The organism is Paenibacillus artemisiicola (genome assembly GCF_017652985.1).
GTDB classification, from domain to species: domain Bacteria; phylum Bacillota; class Bacilli; order Paenibacillales; family Paenibacillaceae; genus Paenibacillus_Z; species Paenibacillus_Z artemisiicola.
This window is the reverse complement of record NZ_JAGGDJ010000057.1, coordinates 1-18622: the sequence shown is the minus strand read 5'-3', so window position 1 is coordinate 18622 and position 18622 is coordinate 1. Positions and strand designations below refer to the sequence as shown.

The window sequence follows — 18622 nt, the reverse complement described above, 5'->3', positions numbered from 1 at the left end:
GCGCTTCCCGTTTTCGTTTGCGCAATGTAAGCTTAATTAGGCGTGAGAAATAGCGGGAATAAAACTGATTTTCGGGAAGGGGGCGGAGAGGGTTCGCATCCGAATCGCACTGATTATGGGCATCGCGGCGGCCTCTATACTGGGCATGCTGATGGCGTCCGCATGGCTAAGCAACGGCAATCCGTATGGTTATAGCGAAACGGACATCGTGGATACGTTCGTTTTTGAAGTCAGGGAAGAGGATGGCGCGGAGCACGCAACGCCGCCGCCCGGCGAACAAGCGGACGATACCGTGCGCGCCTTAGTCGAACTGCAAGGCGGGCTGCTCACCGTCCAGCCGGCAAGCGGCGGCTCCGCGTCCGTCGCGCCGCTTGGCGCGCCGAGCTGCATCGGGCAGGCGTCCGATTTGCGATGGCATGGCGCCTTCGAAGCGCGTTGGACGCCGCACAAGAGCGAGACGTCTACGATTTTCGCGTTTCCGGCGGATTTCGAGATCGTCCAGCCAACGGACGAGACGGCGGAAATGGAGCCGATCAAGCTGGGCGGTACCGAACTTGCGGCGTATTCGCCCCGTTACACGGACTGCCACGCGCTGGAAACGTATTTCTTCGGCGTGCGGGACGGCCGGGCGTTCCCGGTCTCCATCCGGATGGAAGACGGCCGCGCCTTGGCCGGCATCGGACGGCTGCCGGGGCAGAAGCCCATCGCCGAATCGGACGAGCTCGTCATTACGGGCGGCTTCGCGGCGGGCATGGAGACCGTCCCGGTGTACGCTTTCCGCTACGAACCGGAGGACCGGACCTTAACGTTGACCCGGACCGAGCAGCGGAAGCTGACCGAGCTAGGCGACTGATTATGCAGCCCTTGGAATAGCCTGACATTGTCCGGCGCAAGTTAACGGTTGAAACATTTTCAAGAACAAGCTCGTTTAGAGGGTGTAGTTCCCCATTCACGACTTACTGGAGATGAAGAAAATGAAAAAGAAATCAACCGTTAAACTGCTGGCCGTCGCGGTCTTGCTGACCGGCGCCATGCTGCTCTCCGCTTGTTCCCATTCCGACAACGCGGCGAACGAGTCCGACAACGCCCCGCAAAACAACGTCACGCCTCCGGCGGATTCGCCGAATACGAATACGGGCACGAACCAAGGCAATGCCGGGAATGCCGGCGATGCCTCGAATAGCGCCGGCGATGCGAGCGGCGGCGCGAGCGGCAACGGCGCGAATCAGCCGTCGGGCAATACCGGCGGCGGTACCTCGGGCAATACGTCGGAGCCCTCCGGCGCCGACGGCCAAACGTCCGCAGCGATCAAAGCCATGCTGGAGCTGGCGAAGGACGGGAAAGTGAAGGGCATTCCGTTCGCGGCGGACAAAGGCTTGATCGACGACGTCGAGAAGGACTGGGGCAAGTCCGACAAGACGGATTTTGCCGGCAAGGGGCTGTATGCCACCTATGCGAAGAAGCACGCGGTCATCGGCTTCAACAAAGGCAGCCAGATTTTCGACGTCCGCTCCGACGCGCCGGAGCTGCGGACGCTAACGTTGAAGCAGATCGAAGCCGCCCTCGGCAAGGCCGATCAGGTCACGAAGAACGGCACCGACACGATCTACGCGTACGAAGCGAACAAGACGTTCGAGCTGCGCTTCATCATCCCGGCCGACACGGGCAAGGTGGACCATATCTCCGTGTACGCGCCGGCGGATACCATCAACAATATGGCGGGGTAAGGCAAGCGCAAGGCATGACAAGGCTTCGGCATTCCGCTAGCAGCAGACAGCAGCAGGAGATTTCTTCGACCGCGGATCGGGGAAATCTCCTTTTTGTTTGCTGGCAATTCGCAACGCCTACACGCGGCACGATTATCGTTTCCAGTAATTAGTCGGTTTGATATAATGATCGTACTATTCATGCGACAAGAGACGCGCCGTGCGAGAAGTCGTTCCGCGCGCCGCGAGAGGAGGGCACGTCATGGAGGCGTTTCAAGAATATCTCGCGGGGATCCAGCACCCGCAGCATCAAGCACGGACGAGAGAAGTGCTGGACTTCGCAGCCGCGACATTTCCGCATTTAGCCCCCCTTATCAAGTGGAACCAGCCGATGTTTGCCGATCACGGCACCTTCATCATCGGGTTCAGCACAGCCAAGACCCATCTCGCGATCGCGCCCGAGAATGCCGCGATGACGGCGTTTGCGGACGACATCGCGCAGGCCGGCTACGAAACGACCAAGGGATTGATCCGAATCCGGTGGGACCAGCCGGTTGATTACGCTTTGCTTGCGAACATCATGGCGTTCAACATCCGCGATAAGGAAGATTGTACGACGTTTTGGAGGAAATAATCGAGGACGGGGTGATCGTATGGGGAAAACGTACGCTTCCATGCTTCCCGAACATGAAAGCTTCATCCGCGCGCAGAAGCTGTTTTTCGTCGGAACGGCTGCATCGAACGGGCATGTCAATATCTCGCCGAAGGGATACGACGCGATGCGCGTTCTTTCGCCGAACCGGATAGCCTACCTCGATCTGACGGGCAGCGGCAATGAAACGAGCGCGCATCTGACGGAGAACAGCCGGATCACGTTCATGTTCATCGCTTTCGATGGGAAGCCCTTGATTCTAAGGCTCTACGGGACGGGACGCGTCGTCTTGCCCGAATCAGCGGAGTGGGCGGATCTCGCCCTGCATTTCGCTTTGCTGCCCGGCTATAGGCAGATCATTACGGCGGAGATCGACTTGGTCAAAACCTCCTGCGGGTACGGCGTGCCGTTCTATGCGTACGAAGGCGAACGCAGCCTGCTGCTGGACTGGGCGAACCATAAAGGCGAAGAAGAACTGCAGCGGTACCGGCAAACCAAAAACGCGGTCAGCATGGACGGCATCCTCACGCCGATCGGCAAGCCGTTGGATGAGCGGTAATCGCTGAATGGATTCGAAAACGGGAACAAGCAAGACCTACCGGGTAACGGATACGGGAAAAGGAGGTTCCAACCATGCCTTGGCCAATGGTGCATCTGGCAATTTCCAACGCGCTTGCCGGCGGCAATCCGAGTCCGGACCTTTTGCTGGGCTGCATCGCCCCCGACGCGATTCATGCGAGAGGGCAGGTCTCCAGGGAAGAGAAAGGCGTGACGCATCTCGTCCTTAACGGGAGCTTGCCGGCGAAGGAAAGGATCATGGAGGCGTACCTAGCCTATCTGCCGCAGCGTTCGGAGCCGGCGTGGAAGGATTTCGCGTTGGGGTATTTTTCGCATATTTATGCGGACCTGCGCTGGACGGAGACGCTTTACGCGGATTTCGAGCGCCGTTTCGAAGGCGATCGGGACGAGATTCGCAGGCGATATAACGAGGAAATGAGCCAGACGGAATTCGATCTGCTCCGGTCGCTGCCCGGCGCCGAGGCGCACTTGACGAAGCTCGCGGCCGCCGGGGGCTATGCGATCGCGCCGTTTCTGACGCGGCAAGAAGTGACGCGGTACCGGGAGGCGAAGCTTGGCTGGCTCCGCAACGACGGCCATGAACCCCGCGTGCGCCCGGTTTATTTTCGGTTGGAGGCGGTGATGGCTTTCATTCGGGCGACGTCCAAGGAGTTCAGCGGCCTCATGAGCGCGTGGGGGACGGATAGGCAATTGTTAGGCGGCGAGTCTGAATGACGGCTTTTTATTTTTCTCGGCCCGGGTGAGTCCGCCGAACCGATCATGAGCACGCGTACGGAATACGAGACGATTACAGGATGGTTCACCGACGTCAAGGAGGCCCACATGAAGGTTGCGTTCAAGCGGTTGGCCGCGTATTGGCTGGATTTTGCGGTTCTCGCCGCGGTGCTCGTCGGCCTGCAATGGGCCGTCTATCGGGCGACGGGCGGGTTCCCGTTCGATAGACTCGACCGCGGCTTCGAGATCGAAGCGTGGGTGCTGGGGTCCATGTCGCTCCCGGTATGGGCGTATTTTATCGTGTGCGAGACATGGCGGCGGCAGACGCTGGGCAAACGGCTGCTTCGTCTGGAAGTCGTGACCGCGGAGCACGGGACGTCCATCGGCCTTCCGCGGGCGCTGGGCAGGACGCTCATCCGGCTGCTGCCCTGGGAAGCGACGCATCTGATCATCCTCGTGCCCGAGCCGTGGTGGGACGTGGAGCAGCCGCCTCACCCGTACCTGATCTACCTTCCGAATGCGCTTATGGTCCTTTACGCGGTCGTGCTGTTCGCGACGAAGGGCCGGATGGCGATCCACGATTATGCGATGCGCACGAGGGTGAAGGAGCGAGCATAGGCGGGGATGAAGTCGGGTCGATTGCGATTCGATGCCGTTTCTCTGGGAGATGCTGTACGAATCGCTTCATGTGCCCGATGGACAGGAGCCGTTCGCCAGAGCGATCGTCCGAGAGCCGCAGCTGGCGAAGTACGTCGAGGGCTGGGGCAGGGAAGGCGATGCCGGCTTCCTCGCGGTCGGACCCGACGGACAGCCGATGGGATCGATAACGGCGCGGTTTTATGCGGAGGGCAACAAGAGCTACGGTTATGTCGGCAGCGACGTGCCGGAGCTCGGCATGGCCCTCTTGCCCGCGCACAGAGGCTCGGGCATCGGAACGGCGCTGCTGGCCCGGCTCGTCGAGGAGCTTCGCGGCCGGTCGGTGAAGCGGGTCTCGCTCAGCGTGGATCCCCGTAATGCCGCGGCCATGGCCTTGTACCGGCGTTTCGGATTCGGGGAAGTCCGGAAGGACGGCACGTCCATCGTCATGGTCGCGAACTTGGACGCCTGATGGCTTCAACGTTTGCGCTGCAGCAGGACGTACCCGCTGATGCCGGACGTTTGCTTCCAGACGACGATTTTGAAACCGCTGTCGGCATTCAGCAGACAGACCAGCGCCGTACGAAGGGGCGTTCCCACGGTCAGGCGGTCGGAGCACGGAAAAGAACTGCCGATGACGCGCAGCGCGGAGATCCGGCGTGGGGAACGCGACACCAGCGGATTTTGGGACCAGCTGATGAGGACGAGATCCGTTTGGCGAACTGCTTTGGCACGTGCCATATTTCGATCACCTCGTTTCGAACAAGCTTCCCTATTAGTAGATGATAGAACGAGAGATTATGTGATGCGGGGACAAAAAAAGGAGGATGGCGATGACGACCGGCATTCGCGTCAATCAAGCCGCGATCGGCGAGCTGGATGAACTGGCCGCCGTCTTCGATCAATATCGGGTGTTTTACGGTCAACCATCGGACGTGTCCGCGGCGCGCGCCTTTCTATTCGAACGGTTCGAGTACCGGGATTCGATCGTCTTCGCCGCGAGGGACGTCCGGACGGACGCGCTCGTCGGCTTCGCGCAGCTGTATCCGGCGTTCTCGTCGATCTCGATGGCGAGATCCCTGATCTTGAACGACCTGTTCGTGGTGCCGGACGCCCGGAAGCGGGGGATCGGCCAGCTGCTGCTGGATGCGGCTCTCCGGTACGCCAAGCAGACGAACGCGAAGGGGCTGGAGCTGTCGACCGCGGCCGGCAACGTCGCGGCGCGGCGGCTGTACGAACGGAACGGATACGAGCGGGACGAGTCGTTTTATCATTATTTTTTGAGCGCGCGGCCGTAACCGGCGGCACGAACGGAGTTCGAGGCATCCATGCTTTGCGGATGCCATCTTTGAGTAAGACGGAACGCCGTGCTTCGGTTCGCGGAGCGGGAGGTTAGGAATGAAGGAGACTTGGCATCGTCATTTCGGCGTATATGGGGTCAATGAATTGCCGCCCCTCATCATGGGGGCGGCCGATTGGCTCCGCAATCGCACTTGGGATATGCGGACTCGCGTATACGAGACGTGGACGGTGGCGGGGACGCAAGCGGGAGCGAATGTGACAGCAATCAACCAAAACGAGGGATGACCATGACAACAAGGCGCGATTTCCCGGTGCTGGAGACGGAACGACTGGTCCTGCGGCAGCTGCGGGCCGAGGACGCCGGCGAGCTGTTCGCGTATTTTTCGCTGGACGAGGTAACGGCCTATTACGATTTGGACAGCTTCGCGGAGCCGGCGCAGGCGGCCGGGCTCATCGCCAGCTGGCAGCGGCGGTTCGACCGCGGGGAAGGCATCCGTTGGGGCATTACGCTGCGGGGCGACGACCGGGTCATCGGGACCTGCGGCTTCCATGAATGGTCCAAGGCGCATTATAAAGCCGAGGTCGGTTACGAGCTCGCCCCTGCCTACTGGCGGCAAGGCTTGATGACCGAGGCGCTGGCCGCCATCATTCCGTACGGGTTCGAGGCGCTCGGCCTGAACCGGATCGAGGCGTTCATCGACCCCGATAACGACAGCTCCAGAAGGCTGCTGGAAAAATCGGGTTTGCGCGAAGAGGGGCATATGCGCGATTATTATTACGAGAAGGGGCGGTTCGTGGACGCCGTGCTCTTCGCTTGCTTGAAACGGACGCATGCCGGTAAGACAAAGGTGTAGACCCGTCGAAAGCCGGGTTTTGGATCGGATGCCATTCGAATAGCCGAGAGGAGCGAGCCATCATGATCATTCGCGAAACGGAACAAGCCTACGTCATGACGCACCAGCACGAGCACGCCAGACTGTCGGGCGACATCGCCAAACGGTTCCATGCCCATCTCTTCCTGGGCGAGGAGCGGCGGGAAGACGCGCTGCACGCGGTGTACGAGCACGACCGCGCCTGGATCACCATGGACGATACGCCGATCTGGAACGACGGCAGCGGCGCCCCGTATTCCTTCATGGATTACCCGCTGCGGCCGAAGCTGCTGTGCTACCGGGACGGCATTGACGAGACGGAACGCGGCAACGCCTACGCGGCTTTGCTGTGCAGCCTGCATTACGCGAATTTCGAGGCGATCCGGACCTCCGATCAACCGGAGATGATGGCGTTTCGCCAGCATGAGCTTGAGCGGCAGGCGCGGATCCGTGCCGCGCTCGCCCCGCTGGACGAGGCGACGGTGCAGCGGCATCTGCGCATCCTGCGGCTGTGCGACGGCTTGTCGCTGTACGTGTGCTTGAACGAGCCCGGAGCCGACAAGGCGCGCGAGCATCCGTGGTACCGGACGGGATTCGATACGCCGCTCGTCGCCGGCGAGCAATACGTCGCCCACTGGGCGAGTCCCCTGGAGATCGGCGTCGCGCCTACGCTGTTCGCGGAGACGTTCACGGCTTCCGTGCGGCAGAAGCAGGTGCCCAAGACGCTCATCGCCGAGCTCGGCCTGCACGCGGCCTTCGAACGGACCAGTTGGACCGAGCAGCAAGCGACGTTTCTCGCCGAAATGAACTGAAGATACGAGGTTACGGGTTCCCGTCCTGCGCCGATTGGAAATTTGCTCCGCTTGCCCGCGTTTGCGATCGGATGCACAATGGCAGCAGCAGGGAATGTTAGACATGACAACGACGACGAATCAAGAGGTGACGTACATGAATGCAAAACAGCTGGCGGCCGCGGAGGCGGTCACGCATATCGAAGACGGCATGACGGTAGGGCTCGGGACGGGATCGACGTCGTTCTTCGCCATCCATCGCATCGCGGAGCGGGTCAAGGAAGGGCTGCGCATCCGAGCGGTCTCGAGCTCGAAAGGGTCCGAATCGCTTGCCCGGGAGCTGGGCATCCCGATCGTCCCGTTCGCGGATATCGACGCGATCGATGCGACGATCGACGGTGCGGACGAAGTGGACGAGGCGTTCAATCTGATCAAAGGCGGAGGCGGCGCGCTGCTGAGGGAAAAAATTCTGGCCGCGAACAGCCGGCGGTTCATCGTGATCGTCGACGAATCGAAGCTCGTGCGCACGCTCGGCGCTTTTCCGCTGCCGGTCGAAGTCGTTCCGTTCGCGCATGAACTGACGGTAAGGAAGCTGGAGGCGCTCGGCTGCAAGCCGGCGATCCGCCAGGCCGACGGCCGGCCGTTCATCTCGGACAACGGCAACTACATCGTGGATTGCCGGTTTGGCGCCATTCCGGATCCGGCGGAACTGAGCGTACGGCTGCACGCCATCCCCGGCGTCGTGGAGCACGGCTTGTTCGTGCGCATGACCGAAACCGTCGTGGTCGGCGGCGCCGACGGTTCGACGCGGTATTTATAAACCCGTCCAAGCCGCGGGCAAACGGTGAAGGGGAGGCGGCTGGCTCATGAACAAGGAGCTTCAGCATGTATTGGACGGCGCGGTGCGTTTATTTCTGAAGGAATGGCCGAATACGCTGACCGGCGTCTACGCGCACGGCTCGCTGGCGCTTGGCGGCTTCAACCCGGCGCGCAGCGACGTCGATCTGCTCGCGCTTCTTCGCGAGCCCGGCGATCGCGCCGCGTACCGGCGGATCGCGGAGGGGCTGATGCGGCTCGAGGACGAAGGCGGCGGCGGCGCGGGATTCGAGATGAGCATCGTGCTGGCCGGGCACGCGGCGGCGGACTTCGTCTTCCCGACGCCGTTCGAATGCCACTATTCCGCGGCGCATCGCGATCGCTACAGACACGACCCTCAGTACGTTTGCGGCGGGTTCGCGGATCCTGACCTGGCCGCGCATTTCGCCGTCGCGCATGCCCGGGGCCTGACGCTCTGCGGCACGCCGGCGCCGGAGGCGTTCCGGCCGGTCGACCGCCGGCACGTCTTGGCTTCGGTGCTGGCGGACGTTAGGGAAGCGGCCGACGGGATCGCCGGCAATCCCGTGTACCATGTGCTGAACCTGTGCCGCACGCTGCGGTATGCGCGCGAGTCGGCGATCGCGTCCAAGCGGGAGGGCGGCGAGTGGGCGTTAGCGATCGTGCCGCCCGCGCATCGCGCGATCATCGAGCGGTGCCTGGCGGCGTATGCCGGGAACGTCGGAGCGGATTCCGGCTTGGGGTTGTCCCCCGAAGAGCTGGCTTCGTTCGCGGGCGCGATGCTGGAGGCGATCGAACGCGAGGCCGCGGCCGAGGAAGGGCCGGGCTCGCGGTAGCGCGCTTCAGTCGGCGCGCCGCGGGATGTACGGGCGGCGAGAGACGGTCCGCGAGGCGCGATCCCAATAAGGAGGACGGTACGGACATGGGCGATATTCTCTCGTATTACAGCGCATTCGACGAGTGGGGGCGGCTCGATCGCGAGCCGTTGGAATTCCAGATCAACTTCCGCCACATCCGGCAGCTGCTTCCGGCTTCCTGCCGCATCCTGGATAACGGGGCGGGGCCGGGCAAATACGCGGTGGAACTGGCAAAGCTCGGCCACCGGGTGACGCTGTCCGACTTGACGCCGCGGCTCGTGGACGTCGCGAGGGAGAAAGCGAAGGCGTTCGGCGTCGAGGCGCAGTTCGACGGCTTCCATATCGCGGACGCCCGGGATTTGGGGGCGTTCCCCGCGGAACGGTTCGACGCGGCGCTCATGCTGGGACCGCTCTATCATCTGCAGCGGGAGGAGGACCGCGTCCGCGCCGTCTCCGAACTGCATCGCGTCACGAAGCAAGACGGGTACATCTTCGTCGCGTTCATGTCGCGGACGCGGTTTCTGGCCACGTCCGTCGCGCATCCCGAGGCATGGAAGCCGAATCATACCGCACCGGGCATCCGCCGCTTTCTGGACACCGGCAATTTCGACCACGCCGATCCCGGCCGGTTCACCGGCGCGTATTATTTCGACATTCCGGACATCGTCCCGTTCATGGAGGCGCACGGATTCGCCGGGGAGAAGCTGGTCGGCTCGAGCAGCATCGCGGGCGGCATGGGGCCGGAGCAGTGGGCGTATTGGCGGGAGCGGGGCGGCGAGGAATACGAGGGCATCATGAACCTCGTCCTGCGCGAATCCGAAAATCCGCATATTCTCGGCCTTTCCTCGCACTTGCTGTATATCGGGCGAAAGCGGTGAGCCGCGGTGCGGCGGCATCGGTTGGCCGGGTTTGATTGCCCGGCCAGGCGCGTACCGGCAGCGGAACGGCACGAAATCGCATTCAAGCCTGCAAGCAACAAAAAGGAGCGGCAGCCGCCGCTCCTTTTTGTTGCTTCCATATCCCTAACGTCTTCCGCTCGCCTGCGCTTACTTCTTTGCTTTGTAAAATTCGTGGTACAGCTTCATGAGCGCCCGCTTCTCGATTCGCGATACGTACGAGCGCGAGATGCCGAGCTCCTTGGCGATTTCCCGCTGCGTCCGCTCTTCCCCGCCGGTGATGAGGCCGAATCGGCCGACGACGACTTCCTTCTCCCGTTCGTCCAGGATGTCGAGGTTTTTGTATATTTTGCTCTTCTCGATCTTCAATTGCACGCGCTCCGCCACGTCGTCGGCCTCGGTGCCGAGAATATCGATGAGCGTGATTTCGTTGCCCTCCTTGTCGGTGCCGATCGGATCGTGCAGCGACACGTCCTTGCGGGTCTTCTTCAGCGAACGGAGATGCATAAGTATTTCGTTCTCGATACAGCGGGCCGCGAACGTGGCCAGCTTCGTGCCTTTTCCCGTCTGGAAGCTCTCGATGGCCTTGATGAGCCCGATCGTACCGATGGAAATGAGGTCTTCGAGTCCTTCACCCGTGTTGTCGAATTTCTTCACGATGTGCGCGACCAACCTTAAGTTATGCTCGATCAGCAAGTTGCGGGAACGCTGGTCCCCTTCCGCCATCAACTGCAAATGCCGCAGTTCCTCTTCTTCGGTCAGCGGCTGGGGAAACGCATTGTTTTTGACATAGGAGACAAGAAGCGACAGTTGCTTGATGAACAGCGCGATTGCGGCAAAAAATCCAGGCATACTACGGCCACCCCCGTGATGTAATGGCCGGGCAAGATTCTAAGCCCTCCCCCGACGTTTCCGGACTGTTCTACATTCTATGTGGGCGCGGGCCTAGAAGTGCCTGTACGCGAAAGGATGTTAGCGGGGGAGGGAAATGTCGAATTAGGGGGTGCGTGCGAAAGTGGCTGATCGGAGGGCGAGCAGGCTGTCAGAACACCTGCGTTCAATGCGGCTGAAACAAATACGCGATCATATCGAAATGCCCCGCTTTGCTGTACGCCGCGTAAAACCGCTCATCCAGCTCGAGCGTGTCCTCGAAATCGACCACGACCGGTTCTTCTCCTTCGCGCAGCCGGGCGTTCAGGCGGTACTCGTCCCGAGAGTCCAGCGCGGCCGCGGCTTCGAATTGCCGCTTGGCCTCCGCGAAATGGCCCATTTTCCATTGAATGGCCCCGAGCGCGTTGCGGGCGAGCGCCCAATCCGGCTTCAACCGCACCGCTTCGCGCGCGTCCGCTTCCCGCTGCGGCAGGTAGCTGCCGCCGAGCCGCAGCGAACAGATCGCGACGTCCAGATGGGCCTGCGCGGCATGTTCGGGATTCGTATAGTCGAAGCCGTCCTCGCGGTCCCTGACCTCGTACCGGATGCGGTCCTCCCAATAATACTGCACGTTGCTGAGGTTCTTGAACTCCCAGTGCGCGAGCAGCTGCATCTCGAAGGAAGAGGGAACCGCGCCGAGCGACAGATGCCGGAACGGATGGCGGATGAACCGGCGCCGCTCGAACACGAGCGTGTCGTCCCGCACCGACACGAACCAGTTATGGGACGGGTTCGGCCCGAGCAGGAGCTCGAATATTTTTTGCGGCGTTTCGATAAAGCCGCGCCGTCCCACCCGCATCATTTCGTCGCAGGCGTCCTTCGGCGAGACGGTATGCTCGAACACCTGCCTGGACAGGACGAAGTCGAACCGCTTGTCGGGGAAAGGCAGCTTCTCCGCAAAGCACTCCACGTAATCGACGTCCGGGTTCACGCTCCAGCCGGCGCGATGCGCGTTATGGGCGAGATACGGCTCCGTGACCACGTTCGCGCGCTGAAAGGGATTCGAGCCGCCCCCGATATCGAGCACGACGTCGTGCTCCCCGATGCGCAGCAGCTCGCTTAAGATCCGGTCGTGCAGGACGGGGTAGACGTTACCGAACGAATTTTTCAATGGGAACTGCCGGGTATAGCTCCCCAGATTGACCGAGAACACGCGGTCGAAGTCCATCCGTTCACCTCCGGTACGCTCATGATGGCCAGACGTGCGCCGGCCGTTTCTATTCTGTATGCGAAAGCGGGCGTCAGGTGATGGCGGAAGCGGCCGAAAAGCGGGACGATCCGCCTAATTTCGCGCCCAAAAGCCGTGCTTACCGGTACGGAACCGCTCTCGCGCCTGGCGATTTGGAACGATTTTAAACGTTTTGTCACACAATGAGGTAAATAAAGGCAAATTTTGCGGGGGGAGGGGTCGATATAGGAAGAGAGGAGGTTTGATCGGATGGAAAAACGGGTAATGGTTGTCAAAATTGCGTTGGCGTTCCTGTTGGCTTTGGCATCGACGGCGGTATTCAGTCCGACCGATAAAGTCCGAGGTGAGGGGAAAGTGCTGAGAACGGGCAATTACGCGTTCAGTCCCGCTCCGAACGGAGGAAATTCTCCGGATCTGGAAGCGACCGGGCTGATCGCCGCCTCAAGAGGCGTGCTGTACGACGGGACCGCGGCTTACGCCGGCTGGATGGGGAGCGCGGGGTCCGCGGGGACCGTCCATGTCATGATCGATCTGTTGAAGGATTATTCGCTCGACCAAATTCGCATCGTCCTGAACGCGCCCAACAAATATTGGGGCTTCAAGGACATCACCGTCAAATACCGGCCGGAGGCCGCGACGGGGTATTACATCGCGACCCGGCACGTCAAGCAGGGGACCGACTTGAATTACGCGGTCACGGTGCCGATGGCGAATCAGACGGCGCGCTTCATCGTGCTGGACATCCGCCGCACCCAGGCCTACCAGCACATTCCGCTGACGGAGCTCGAAATCACGGAAGGCACGGGCGCGCCCGGGCAAAATCCGGCTCCGCCGTTCACGGTGGCGCAATTGAAGGCCGAATTGAACAAAGACGCCCTGATCGCGGATCGCTTCGGGCAGTGGATCAACGATCCGTGGCCGGGCAAGGTGACGTCGGACGCCCAACTTCGGCAGGAATACGCGACCGAGGCCGTCGCGCTGGCGAACGTCAAGCTCGACCCGGCCAAGTACGATGCCTACGGCGGGATCAAAAGCATGGGGCAGTTCGAGGCGACGGGCTACTTCCGGCTGCAGCAGATCGGGGGGAAATGGTGGTTCATTACGCCCGACGGGTACCCGTTCATCATGAAAGGCGTCGACGCGACCAGCCTGTGGGACCCCGGCTACCAGACGCCGACGCTGAAGGCGGACGGCACGCCGCGGCAAATTTTCGAGGCGCTGCCGGACCGGACCGCGTACGCGCCCGCGTATACGAAGGATACGAACGGCGAGTACATCAGCTTCGTCGTGGCGAACGTGATGAAGAAGTACGGCGACAATTTTGAAGCGAAGTGGGAGGACATCACGAAGAAGCGCCTCATCCTATGGGGCTTCAACGCGTTCAGCAAGTGGACCAAGCCGAAGGGCGTGGCGTTCCCGTACGTGCAGGTGCTGCAGGACCCTCCTACGCTGCGAAGGATCCAGTGGTCGTACGACGTATTCGATCCGCAGGCCGCGCCGACCATCGAGAGCGCGCTGAGGGCCCAGCTGACGACCGGGAAAGCGAGCAAATGGTTGATCGGCTACACGTATGACAACGAAGCGGGATGGACGACGGATATCGTGAAGTCCGTGCTCGCTTATAAGTCGGATTCGCCGGCGAAGCAAGCGTTCGTGGACTTCCTGGCCCCGAGGCACAACAGCGATCTGGCTGCCGTCAACCGCCTGCTCGGCACGAACGCCTCGTCGTTCGAGGCGCTGAAGGACACGCCGATCGACATCGCCAAGGTGCCCGCTGCGGACGTCTCGGCGTATCTCAAGCTGGCGTCGGCGACGTATTTCTCGACCGTCCGGAACGTCATCAAGAAGTACGACCCCAACCATATGTTCATGGGCGCCAACGTCGTGCCGACCTGGCGGACCAGCCTGGAGTGGGATCAAGGCGCCATGCCGTACGTCGACGCCTTCTCCGTGGACAGCTACACGCGGGACGCCGCCTGGATGGACCGGTACGAGCCGTACGGCAAGCCCTTGCTGAACCTGGAGCATTCCTTCGGCTCCTCCGACCGCGGGCTCTCGTACATCAGCGCGCCGACGAAGACGACCAGCATCGCGGAGCGGGGCGACGCCTATCAGGCGTTCGCGGAGAGCCAGGCCGCTAATCCGCTGTTCGTCGGCTCCGGCTGGTACGCTTATTACGACCAGCCCGTAACGGGGCGCGCGGATACCGAGAATTACAACATCGGGCTCGTCAATCAGCAGGATCAGCCGTACACCGAGATGATCGAGCGGATGAAGTCCGCGCACGCCGTGCTGGAGGCGATCCATCAATACGGCCCGAACCTCGCGTCGGGCGCCGTCGCGACGGCCAGCTCGTCCTACGCCGCCGCGCTCGCGGCCGCGAACGCGACGGACGGCAGCGGCTCGACCCGCTGGGGCTCGAAGTACAACGACAACGAGTGGATCCGGGCGGACCTCGGCGCGGTCAAGACGGTGAACCGGGTCCGGCTGAGCTGGGAGAACGCGTACGGGAAAGCGTACAAAATCCAGGTGTCGTCCGACGGCACGAACTGGCGGGACGTCTACGCGACCAGCGCGGGCAACGGCGGCGTGGACGATATTTCGTTCGCGGCGACGAGCGCCCGGTACGTGCGGATGCTCGGCGTCCAGCGCGGCTCCGCGTACGGCTACTCGCTCTGGCGCTTCGAGGTGTATGCCTCGTAACGGCTCCGCGAAGAACGCGGGTTCCGCCCGCGGGCGGGCCTGCGAAAAAAATTATCCGGGCCTGCATACTTTGGTTTGATTTGGTGACATTAACATCAATCCCAAATCAAAGGAGGGCTTTACAAATGGCAAAGAACACATTGGTGGTACCGCAAGCGTCGCACGCGCTCGACATGCTCAAATTCGAGGTGGCCCAAGAGCTCGGCATTCAGCTTTCTCCGGATGGGTACAACGGAAATCTGTCGACGTACAACGCAGGCAAAATCGGCGGATCGATCACGCGCAGACTGGTGCAAATCGCCGAGCAAAGCCTTGGCGGCGCGCAAAACTTCCGTTAATCGGCAAGCGAGCGGTTCGATCGACAAGCGGGACGCCGTAACGGCGTCCCGTCTTCATGGGCAGGCCTATCCTTCGGGAAAGGCTTGCTTTTTTGCGTTTACCGGTCCAAGCGCCCGGGGGAGGGCTGACGGAAGCGGCGCCGTCCGTTATAATGAGGTCCGTAACGGTCGGCTGGCAATCGGCCGGCCGAAGGACAGCGACGCGGGAGGATGACGGGAATGGAGAAGGCGGTTGAGGAGCGCAAGGGCGGCGGCTCCGCGGCAAATACGGCGGTCGTGCCGGTGCCGAAGCTGGAGGAAGACAGCTACGACTGGTGGGCGCGCCATGAGCTTGTGCTGCGGACGAAGGACGAGGTCCGGCCGGACATCGTGCTGATCGGGGATTCGCTGACGCATTTCTGGGGCGGCCCCCCGGAGCCGGAATCGCGGCATGGCAGCGGGGACGCCTGGGCGGCGCTGTTCGGCGGCCGCCGGGTACTTAATCTGGGCTTCGGCTGGGACCGCACGCAGAACGTGCTGTGGCGACTGCATCAGGGCCAGCTGGACGGGCTGTCGCCCGAATGGATCGTGCTCAACATCGGAACGAACAATACGAGCGAGACGGTCAACGCCCGCGCCAACACGGCGCACGAGATCCGGGACGGCGCCCGGGCGATTATCGAACTTGCGCGGGCGAAGGCGCCTTCGGCGCGCCTCGTCCTGATGGCCGTGTTCCCGCGCGAGGAAGCGCCGGATCATCCGCGGCGCGCGCTCATTCGCGAGATCAACGCGCGGTACGCCGAACTGGCCCGAGAGCTCGGCGCCGTCTTCGTCGACATCGGGCCGGAGCTGCTGGACGCGGACGGCACGCTGCCGAAGGAGATCGCCTTCGACGGCTGCCACTTGACGGAGCGGGGCTACGAGCGCTGGGCCGCCGCGCTGCGCCGGACGTTCGGGTTCGAGGAAGCCTAAGCCGCGCCTTGTTTGCCGGGAGCTTCGCGAAGACCGCGAAGCTTGATTCGTTCTAGAAGCGCGGCCCGCGCAAGGAAGCACAATAGAGTCCGCCGCCCGGCGCCCCCGCGCCGGACGGCGGACTTTCCGCTTTTCCGGCCAATTCGTCCCGTTCTCAACCGCCGGACCGATTGATTTCGATCGCGAACGGCATTGCGTAGCCTGGGAACAAGGCGGCGCGGCGTTCCAGTTTTCGCCATTCCCCGCAGCCGGGACGGGTGGTACAATGAATCGGTATTGAAGGGCAGGGAAGGATGGAAACGCCATGACGCGACTCGCGCGGCTATTTCAAAATCGGAGCGTCGTTTCGAAATTCGTCGCCATTTACGTGTCGATCTTGTTGGTATCGCTTTCCGTAACCGGATACATGCTGTACCGGCAGGCGTCGGAGTCGGCGATCGCCCAGGCGCAGACGGTCATGGAGCAGAACCTGCTGCAGACCAAGGCGAGCATCGAGGAGAAGGTGAAGCTGACCGAGAACCTCTCGCAGCTCATCGCGTTCGACTCCCGCATCCAGACGTTTCTGGACAGCGATTTCATCAACGAGAGCTTCCAGCTGCAGGACTACCGCGACAATATCGCGCCGATCATCGACAACATCATGCGGCAGAACCCGAATATTCATTCGATCCACGTGTACATGCAGAATCCGACCATTCCGGAGCTGTACGGCGGGTACGACGGCTTCTACGCCATGGACCGGATCCGCGGCGACGCCGCTTACCAGGGGCTGCTGACGAACGCGGCGCCCCAGTCGGAATGGCGCGGCACGCACAAGGAGATGCTGCTGCTCGTGCGGCCGGGCTTGACCCCGAAGGCGGACGTGTTCTCGTACAACCGGAAAATCTTCTCCGTCCGCGATTACGGCATATCCGGCCTGGTGGAGATCGAGATGACGCAGGCGGAGCTGTTCAAGTCGCTCAAGGATTCCATCTCGGGCCACTTGGGAAGCGTCTTCATCGTGGACGGCGGCGACCGGATCGTGTCCGACAACCTCGCCGGGACGTACGGGCAGCGGATCGAGACCGTCGGTCTCTCGGGGCTGCCGGACGACGCGAGGTCGAACGGCATCGTCTCCGTGCGCGGGGAGCGGTCGATCGTCATCTCGATTCCGGTCGGAGGCCCGGACCTGCGGGTCGTGGGGATCTTCCCCGTGAAGGGCGTGGTCGAGAAGGTGACGCATTCGATCCGCACGATGCTGGTCGTCTTGACCGCGGCGCTGCTGCTGCTCAGCCTGCTCGTCTATTTCGTGACCGTCAAGCTGCTGTCCCGCATGAAGCCGCTCCTGAAAGCGATGAAGCAGGTGCGCGAAGGCTCGCTCGACGTCTCCGTGCCGGTCGTCTGGAACGACGAGTTCTCGCAGATGGCGCTGACGTTCAACCATATGACCGGGCGCATCCACGACCTCGTGGAGAAGGTGTACAAGTCCGAGCTGCTGGAGAAGGAAGCGGAGCTGAAGGCGCTGGAAGCGCAGATCAATCCGCACTTCCTGTATAATACGCTGGCGACGATCTCGTGGGTGTCGCGCAAGGCGAAGGCGCCGGAGGTCGCCCGCATCTCGGATTCGCTGGCGAAATTTTACCGGCTCGTGCTGAACAAGGGCAGCTCGGAGACGACGATCGCGAGCGAGCTCGACATGGTGAAGGCGTACCTGGCCATTCAGAAATTCCGCTTCGAGGACCGCTTCGACGCCGTCTTCGAGATCGACGACCGGGTGCGGGAATGCGTAACGGTCAAAAACATTTTGCAGCCGCTCGTCGAAAACGCGCTCGTCCACGGCATCGATCCGAAGCGGTCGCACGGCACGATTATCATCAAGGCGTTCCCCGAGGGTAACCGGGTCACGCTGCAGGTCATCGACGACGGCGTCGGGATGGCCGAGGGCCGGATCCGCGACGTTGTGGAGGGCCGGCGCCTCGATTCCTACGGAAGCGGTTACGCCGTTGCCAACATCACGAAACGGCTGCAGGCGTATTACGGGACGGACCACGCGCTGGCGCTGTTCAGCCGGCCGGGGATCGGCACGGCGGTGACCATCGCGTTTGCGGCAAGGAGGAGAACGGATCATGTATAAACTGCTCATCGTGGAGGACGAGCGGTGGGAGCGCGAAGGGCTGGTCGAATTCGCGGATTGGGCCGCGATGGGCATCGGCGCGATCGTGACCGCCTGTGACGGCATCGAAGGGCTGGAGAAGGCGATCGAGCTGGAGCCGGACATCGTCATCACCGATATCCAGATGCCCGGCCGGAACGGGATCGAGATGGCGCGGCTGATCAAGGAGCGGCAGCCCGATGCGAGCATCGTCGTGCTGACCGGGTTCGACGATTTTCAGTTCGCCCGCGACGCGCTGCGGTTCCGCGCGGTCGATTACCTGCTGAAGCCGATCGAGGAAGAAGAGCTGCTGGCGACGATGGCGCGGGTGATCCGGCATTGCGAGGAGACGCGCCGGGTTCGGCTCGAGGAGGCGCGCAAGGCGCGGACGTACGAGACGGGCCGCCGGGCCGCCCTGCAGCGGACGTTCGCGGCGCTGCTGGCGGGCCGCGAAGCCGGCCCCGAAGCGGAAGCGGCCGTCGGCGCGGCGCTGGCCGCGGGCCGTACCGGCGCGGCGGACGGGCCGTATGCCGTCTGGTCG

21 protein-coding genes are annotated in these 18622 nt (G+C 62.3%); 18 read left to right on the top strand and 3 right to left on the bottom strand.

The features are described from left to right. Positions 1-115 precede the first annotated feature (115 nt). The 7 genes from I8J29_RS30075 to I8J29_RS30045 all read left to right on the top strand — a co-directional run bounded on the left by I8J29_RS30075 (position 116) and on the right by I8J29_RS30045 (position 4759). Complete coding sequence (locus I8J29_RS30075) at positions 116-853, top strand: hypothetical protein (RefSeq protein ID WP_208851000.1); 738 nt, start codon at positions 116-118, stop codon at positions 851-853. 121 nt (positions 854-974) lie between these two features. Then, positions 975-1727: a YjgB family protein gene (locus tag I8J29_RS30070; protein WP_240546591.1), complete on the top strand. Its 753-nt coding sequence runs from the start codon at positions 975-977 to the stop codon at positions 1725-1727. A gap of 241 nt (positions 1728-1968) precedes the next feature. Beyond that, positions 1969-2340 carry an iron chaperone gene (locus tag I8J29_RS30065; RefSeq protein ID WP_208850999.1) on the top strand — a complete coding sequence of 124 codons (372 nt, stop codon included), beginning with the start codon at positions 1969-1971 and terminating at the stop codon, positions 2338-2340. A 19-nt stretch (positions 2341-2359) separates the two neighbouring features. Then, positions 2360-2917, top strand: coding sequence for a pyridoxamine 5'-phosphate oxidase family protein (locus I8J29_RS30060; protein ID WP_208850998.1), 558 nt, complete (start codon positions 2360-2362; stop codon positions 2915-2917). Positions 2918-2991: 74 nt separating this feature from the next. Next, on the top strand, positions 2992-3651 hold the full coding sequence (locus I8J29_RS30055) for a zinc dependent phospholipase C family protein (RefSeq protein ID WP_208850997.1): 660 nt from the start codon (positions 2992-2994) through the stop codon (positions 3649-3651). A 45-nt stretch (positions 3652-3696) separates the two neighbouring features. Next, positions 3697-4269, top strand: coding sequence for an RDD family protein (locus I8J29_RS30050; protein WP_240546590.1), 573 nt, complete (start codon positions 3697-3699; stop codon positions 4267-4269). Positions 4270-4300: 31 nt separating this feature from the next. Then, positions 4301-4759 (top strand): GNAT family N-acetyltransferase, encoded by a 459-nt coding sequence (locus I8J29_RS30045; protein ID WP_208850996.1) that lies wholly within the window; start codon positions 4301-4303, stop codon positions 4757-4759. 5 nt (positions 4760-4764) lie between these two features. Here I8J29_RS30045 and I8J29_RS30040 read toward each other — a convergent pair whose 3' ends face one another. Beyond that, positions 4765-5028 (bottom strand): hypothetical protein, encoded by a 264-nt coding sequence (locus I8J29_RS30040; protein ID WP_208850995.1) that lies wholly within the window; start codon positions 5026-5028, stop codon positions 4765-4767. Between the two features lie 92 nt (positions 5029-5120). Here I8J29_RS30040 and I8J29_RS30035 point away from each other — a divergent pair, with 92 nt between their 5' ends. The 6 genes from I8J29_RS30035 to I8J29_RS30010 all read left to right on the top strand — a co-directional run bounded on the left by I8J29_RS30035 (position 5121) and on the right by I8J29_RS30010 (position 9821). Continuing rightward, positions 5121-5585, top strand: a complete 465-nt coding sequence (locus I8J29_RS30035) for a GNAT family N-acetyltransferase (protein ID WP_208850994.1) — start codon at positions 5121-5123, stop codon at positions 5583-5585. Between the two features lie 285 nt (positions 5586-5870). Beyond that, entirely contained in the window at positions 5871-6443 is a 573-nt protein-coding gene (locus tag I8J29_RS30030; protein WP_208850993.1) for a GNAT family N-acetyltransferase, read from the top strand. 62 nt (positions 6444-6505) lie between these two features. Then, the gene (locus I8J29_RS30025) at positions 6506-7273 is read left to right on the top strand and encodes a DUF3891 family protein (protein WP_208850992.1); all 768 of its coding nucleotides are present in this window, start codon (positions 6506-6508) and stop codon (positions 7271-7273) included. 136 nt (positions 7274-7409) lie between these two features. Next, the gene (gene rpiA / locus I8J29_RS30020) at positions 7410-8072 is read left to right on the top strand and encodes a ribose-5-phosphate isomerase RpiA (RefSeq protein ID WP_208851007.1); all 663 of its coding nucleotides are present in this window, start codon (positions 7410-7412) and stop codon (positions 8070-8072) included. 46 nt (positions 8073-8118) lie between these two features. Beyond that, positions 8119-8922 carry an aminoglycoside adenylyltransferase domain-containing protein gene (locus tag I8J29_RS30015; protein WP_208850991.1) on the top strand — a complete coding sequence of 268 codons (804 nt, stop codon included), beginning with the start codon at positions 8119-8121 and terminating at the stop codon, positions 8920-8922. Positions 8923-9008: 86 nt separating this feature from the next. Continuing rightward, complete coding sequence (locus I8J29_RS30010) at positions 9009-9821, top strand: class I SAM-dependent methyltransferase (RefSeq protein ID WP_208850990.1); 813 nt, start codon at positions 9009-9011, stop codon at positions 9819-9821. Positions 9822-9989: 168 nt separating this feature from the next. On the opposite strand, the gene sigK is transcribed toward I8J29_RS30010, so the two are convergent. Both sigK and I8J29_RS30000 read right to left on the bottom strand, forming a co-directional pair. Then, positions 9990-10691, bottom strand: a complete 702-nt coding sequence (gene sigK, locus I8J29_RS30005) for an RNA polymerase sporulation sigma factor SigK (protein WP_090648728.1) — start codon at positions 10689-10691, stop codon at positions 9990-9992. Between the two features lie 205 nt (positions 10692-10896). Then, complete coding sequence (locus tag I8J29_RS30000; RefSeq protein ID WP_208850989.1) at positions 10897-11937, bottom strand: class I SAM-dependent methyltransferase; 1041 nt, start codon at positions 11935-11937, stop codon at positions 10897-10899. A 270-nt stretch (positions 11938-12207) separates the two neighbouring features. Between I8J29_RS30000 and I8J29_RS29995 the strand changes: the two genes are divergently transcribed. The 5 genes from I8J29_RS29995 to I8J29_RS29975 all read left to right on the top strand — a co-directional run. Then, complete coding sequence (locus I8J29_RS29995) at positions 12208-14661, top strand: discoidin domain-containing protein (RefSeq protein WP_208850988.1); 2454 nt, start codon at positions 12208-12210, stop codon at positions 14659-14661. 125 nt (positions 14662-14786) lie between these two features. Further along, the gene (locus I8J29_RS29990; RefSeq protein ID WP_208850987.1) at positions 14787-14999 is read left to right on the top strand and encodes an alpha/beta-type small acid-soluble spore protein; all 213 of its coding nucleotides are present in this window, start codon (positions 14787-14789) and stop codon (positions 14997-14999) included. Between the two features lie 219 nt (positions 15000-15218). Then, a complete protein-coding gene (locus tag I8J29_RS29985) occupies positions 15219-15950 on the top strand; it encodes a GDSL-type esterase/lipase family protein (RefSeq protein WP_208850986.1) in 732 nt (243 codons plus the stop codon). A gap of 304 nt (positions 15951-16254) precedes the next feature. Continuing rightward, positions 16255-18063 (top strand): cache domain-containing sensor histidine kinase, encoded by a 1809-nt coding sequence (locus tag I8J29_RS29980; protein WP_208850985.1) that lies wholly within the window; start codon positions 16255-16257, stop codon positions 18061-18063. Further along, positions 18056-18622 (top strand): response regulator (locus tag I8J29_RS29975; protein ID WP_208850984.1); only part of this gene is annotated, 567 nt, incomplete at its 3' end. The genes I8J29_RS29980 and I8J29_RS29975, both read left to right, overlap by 8 nt.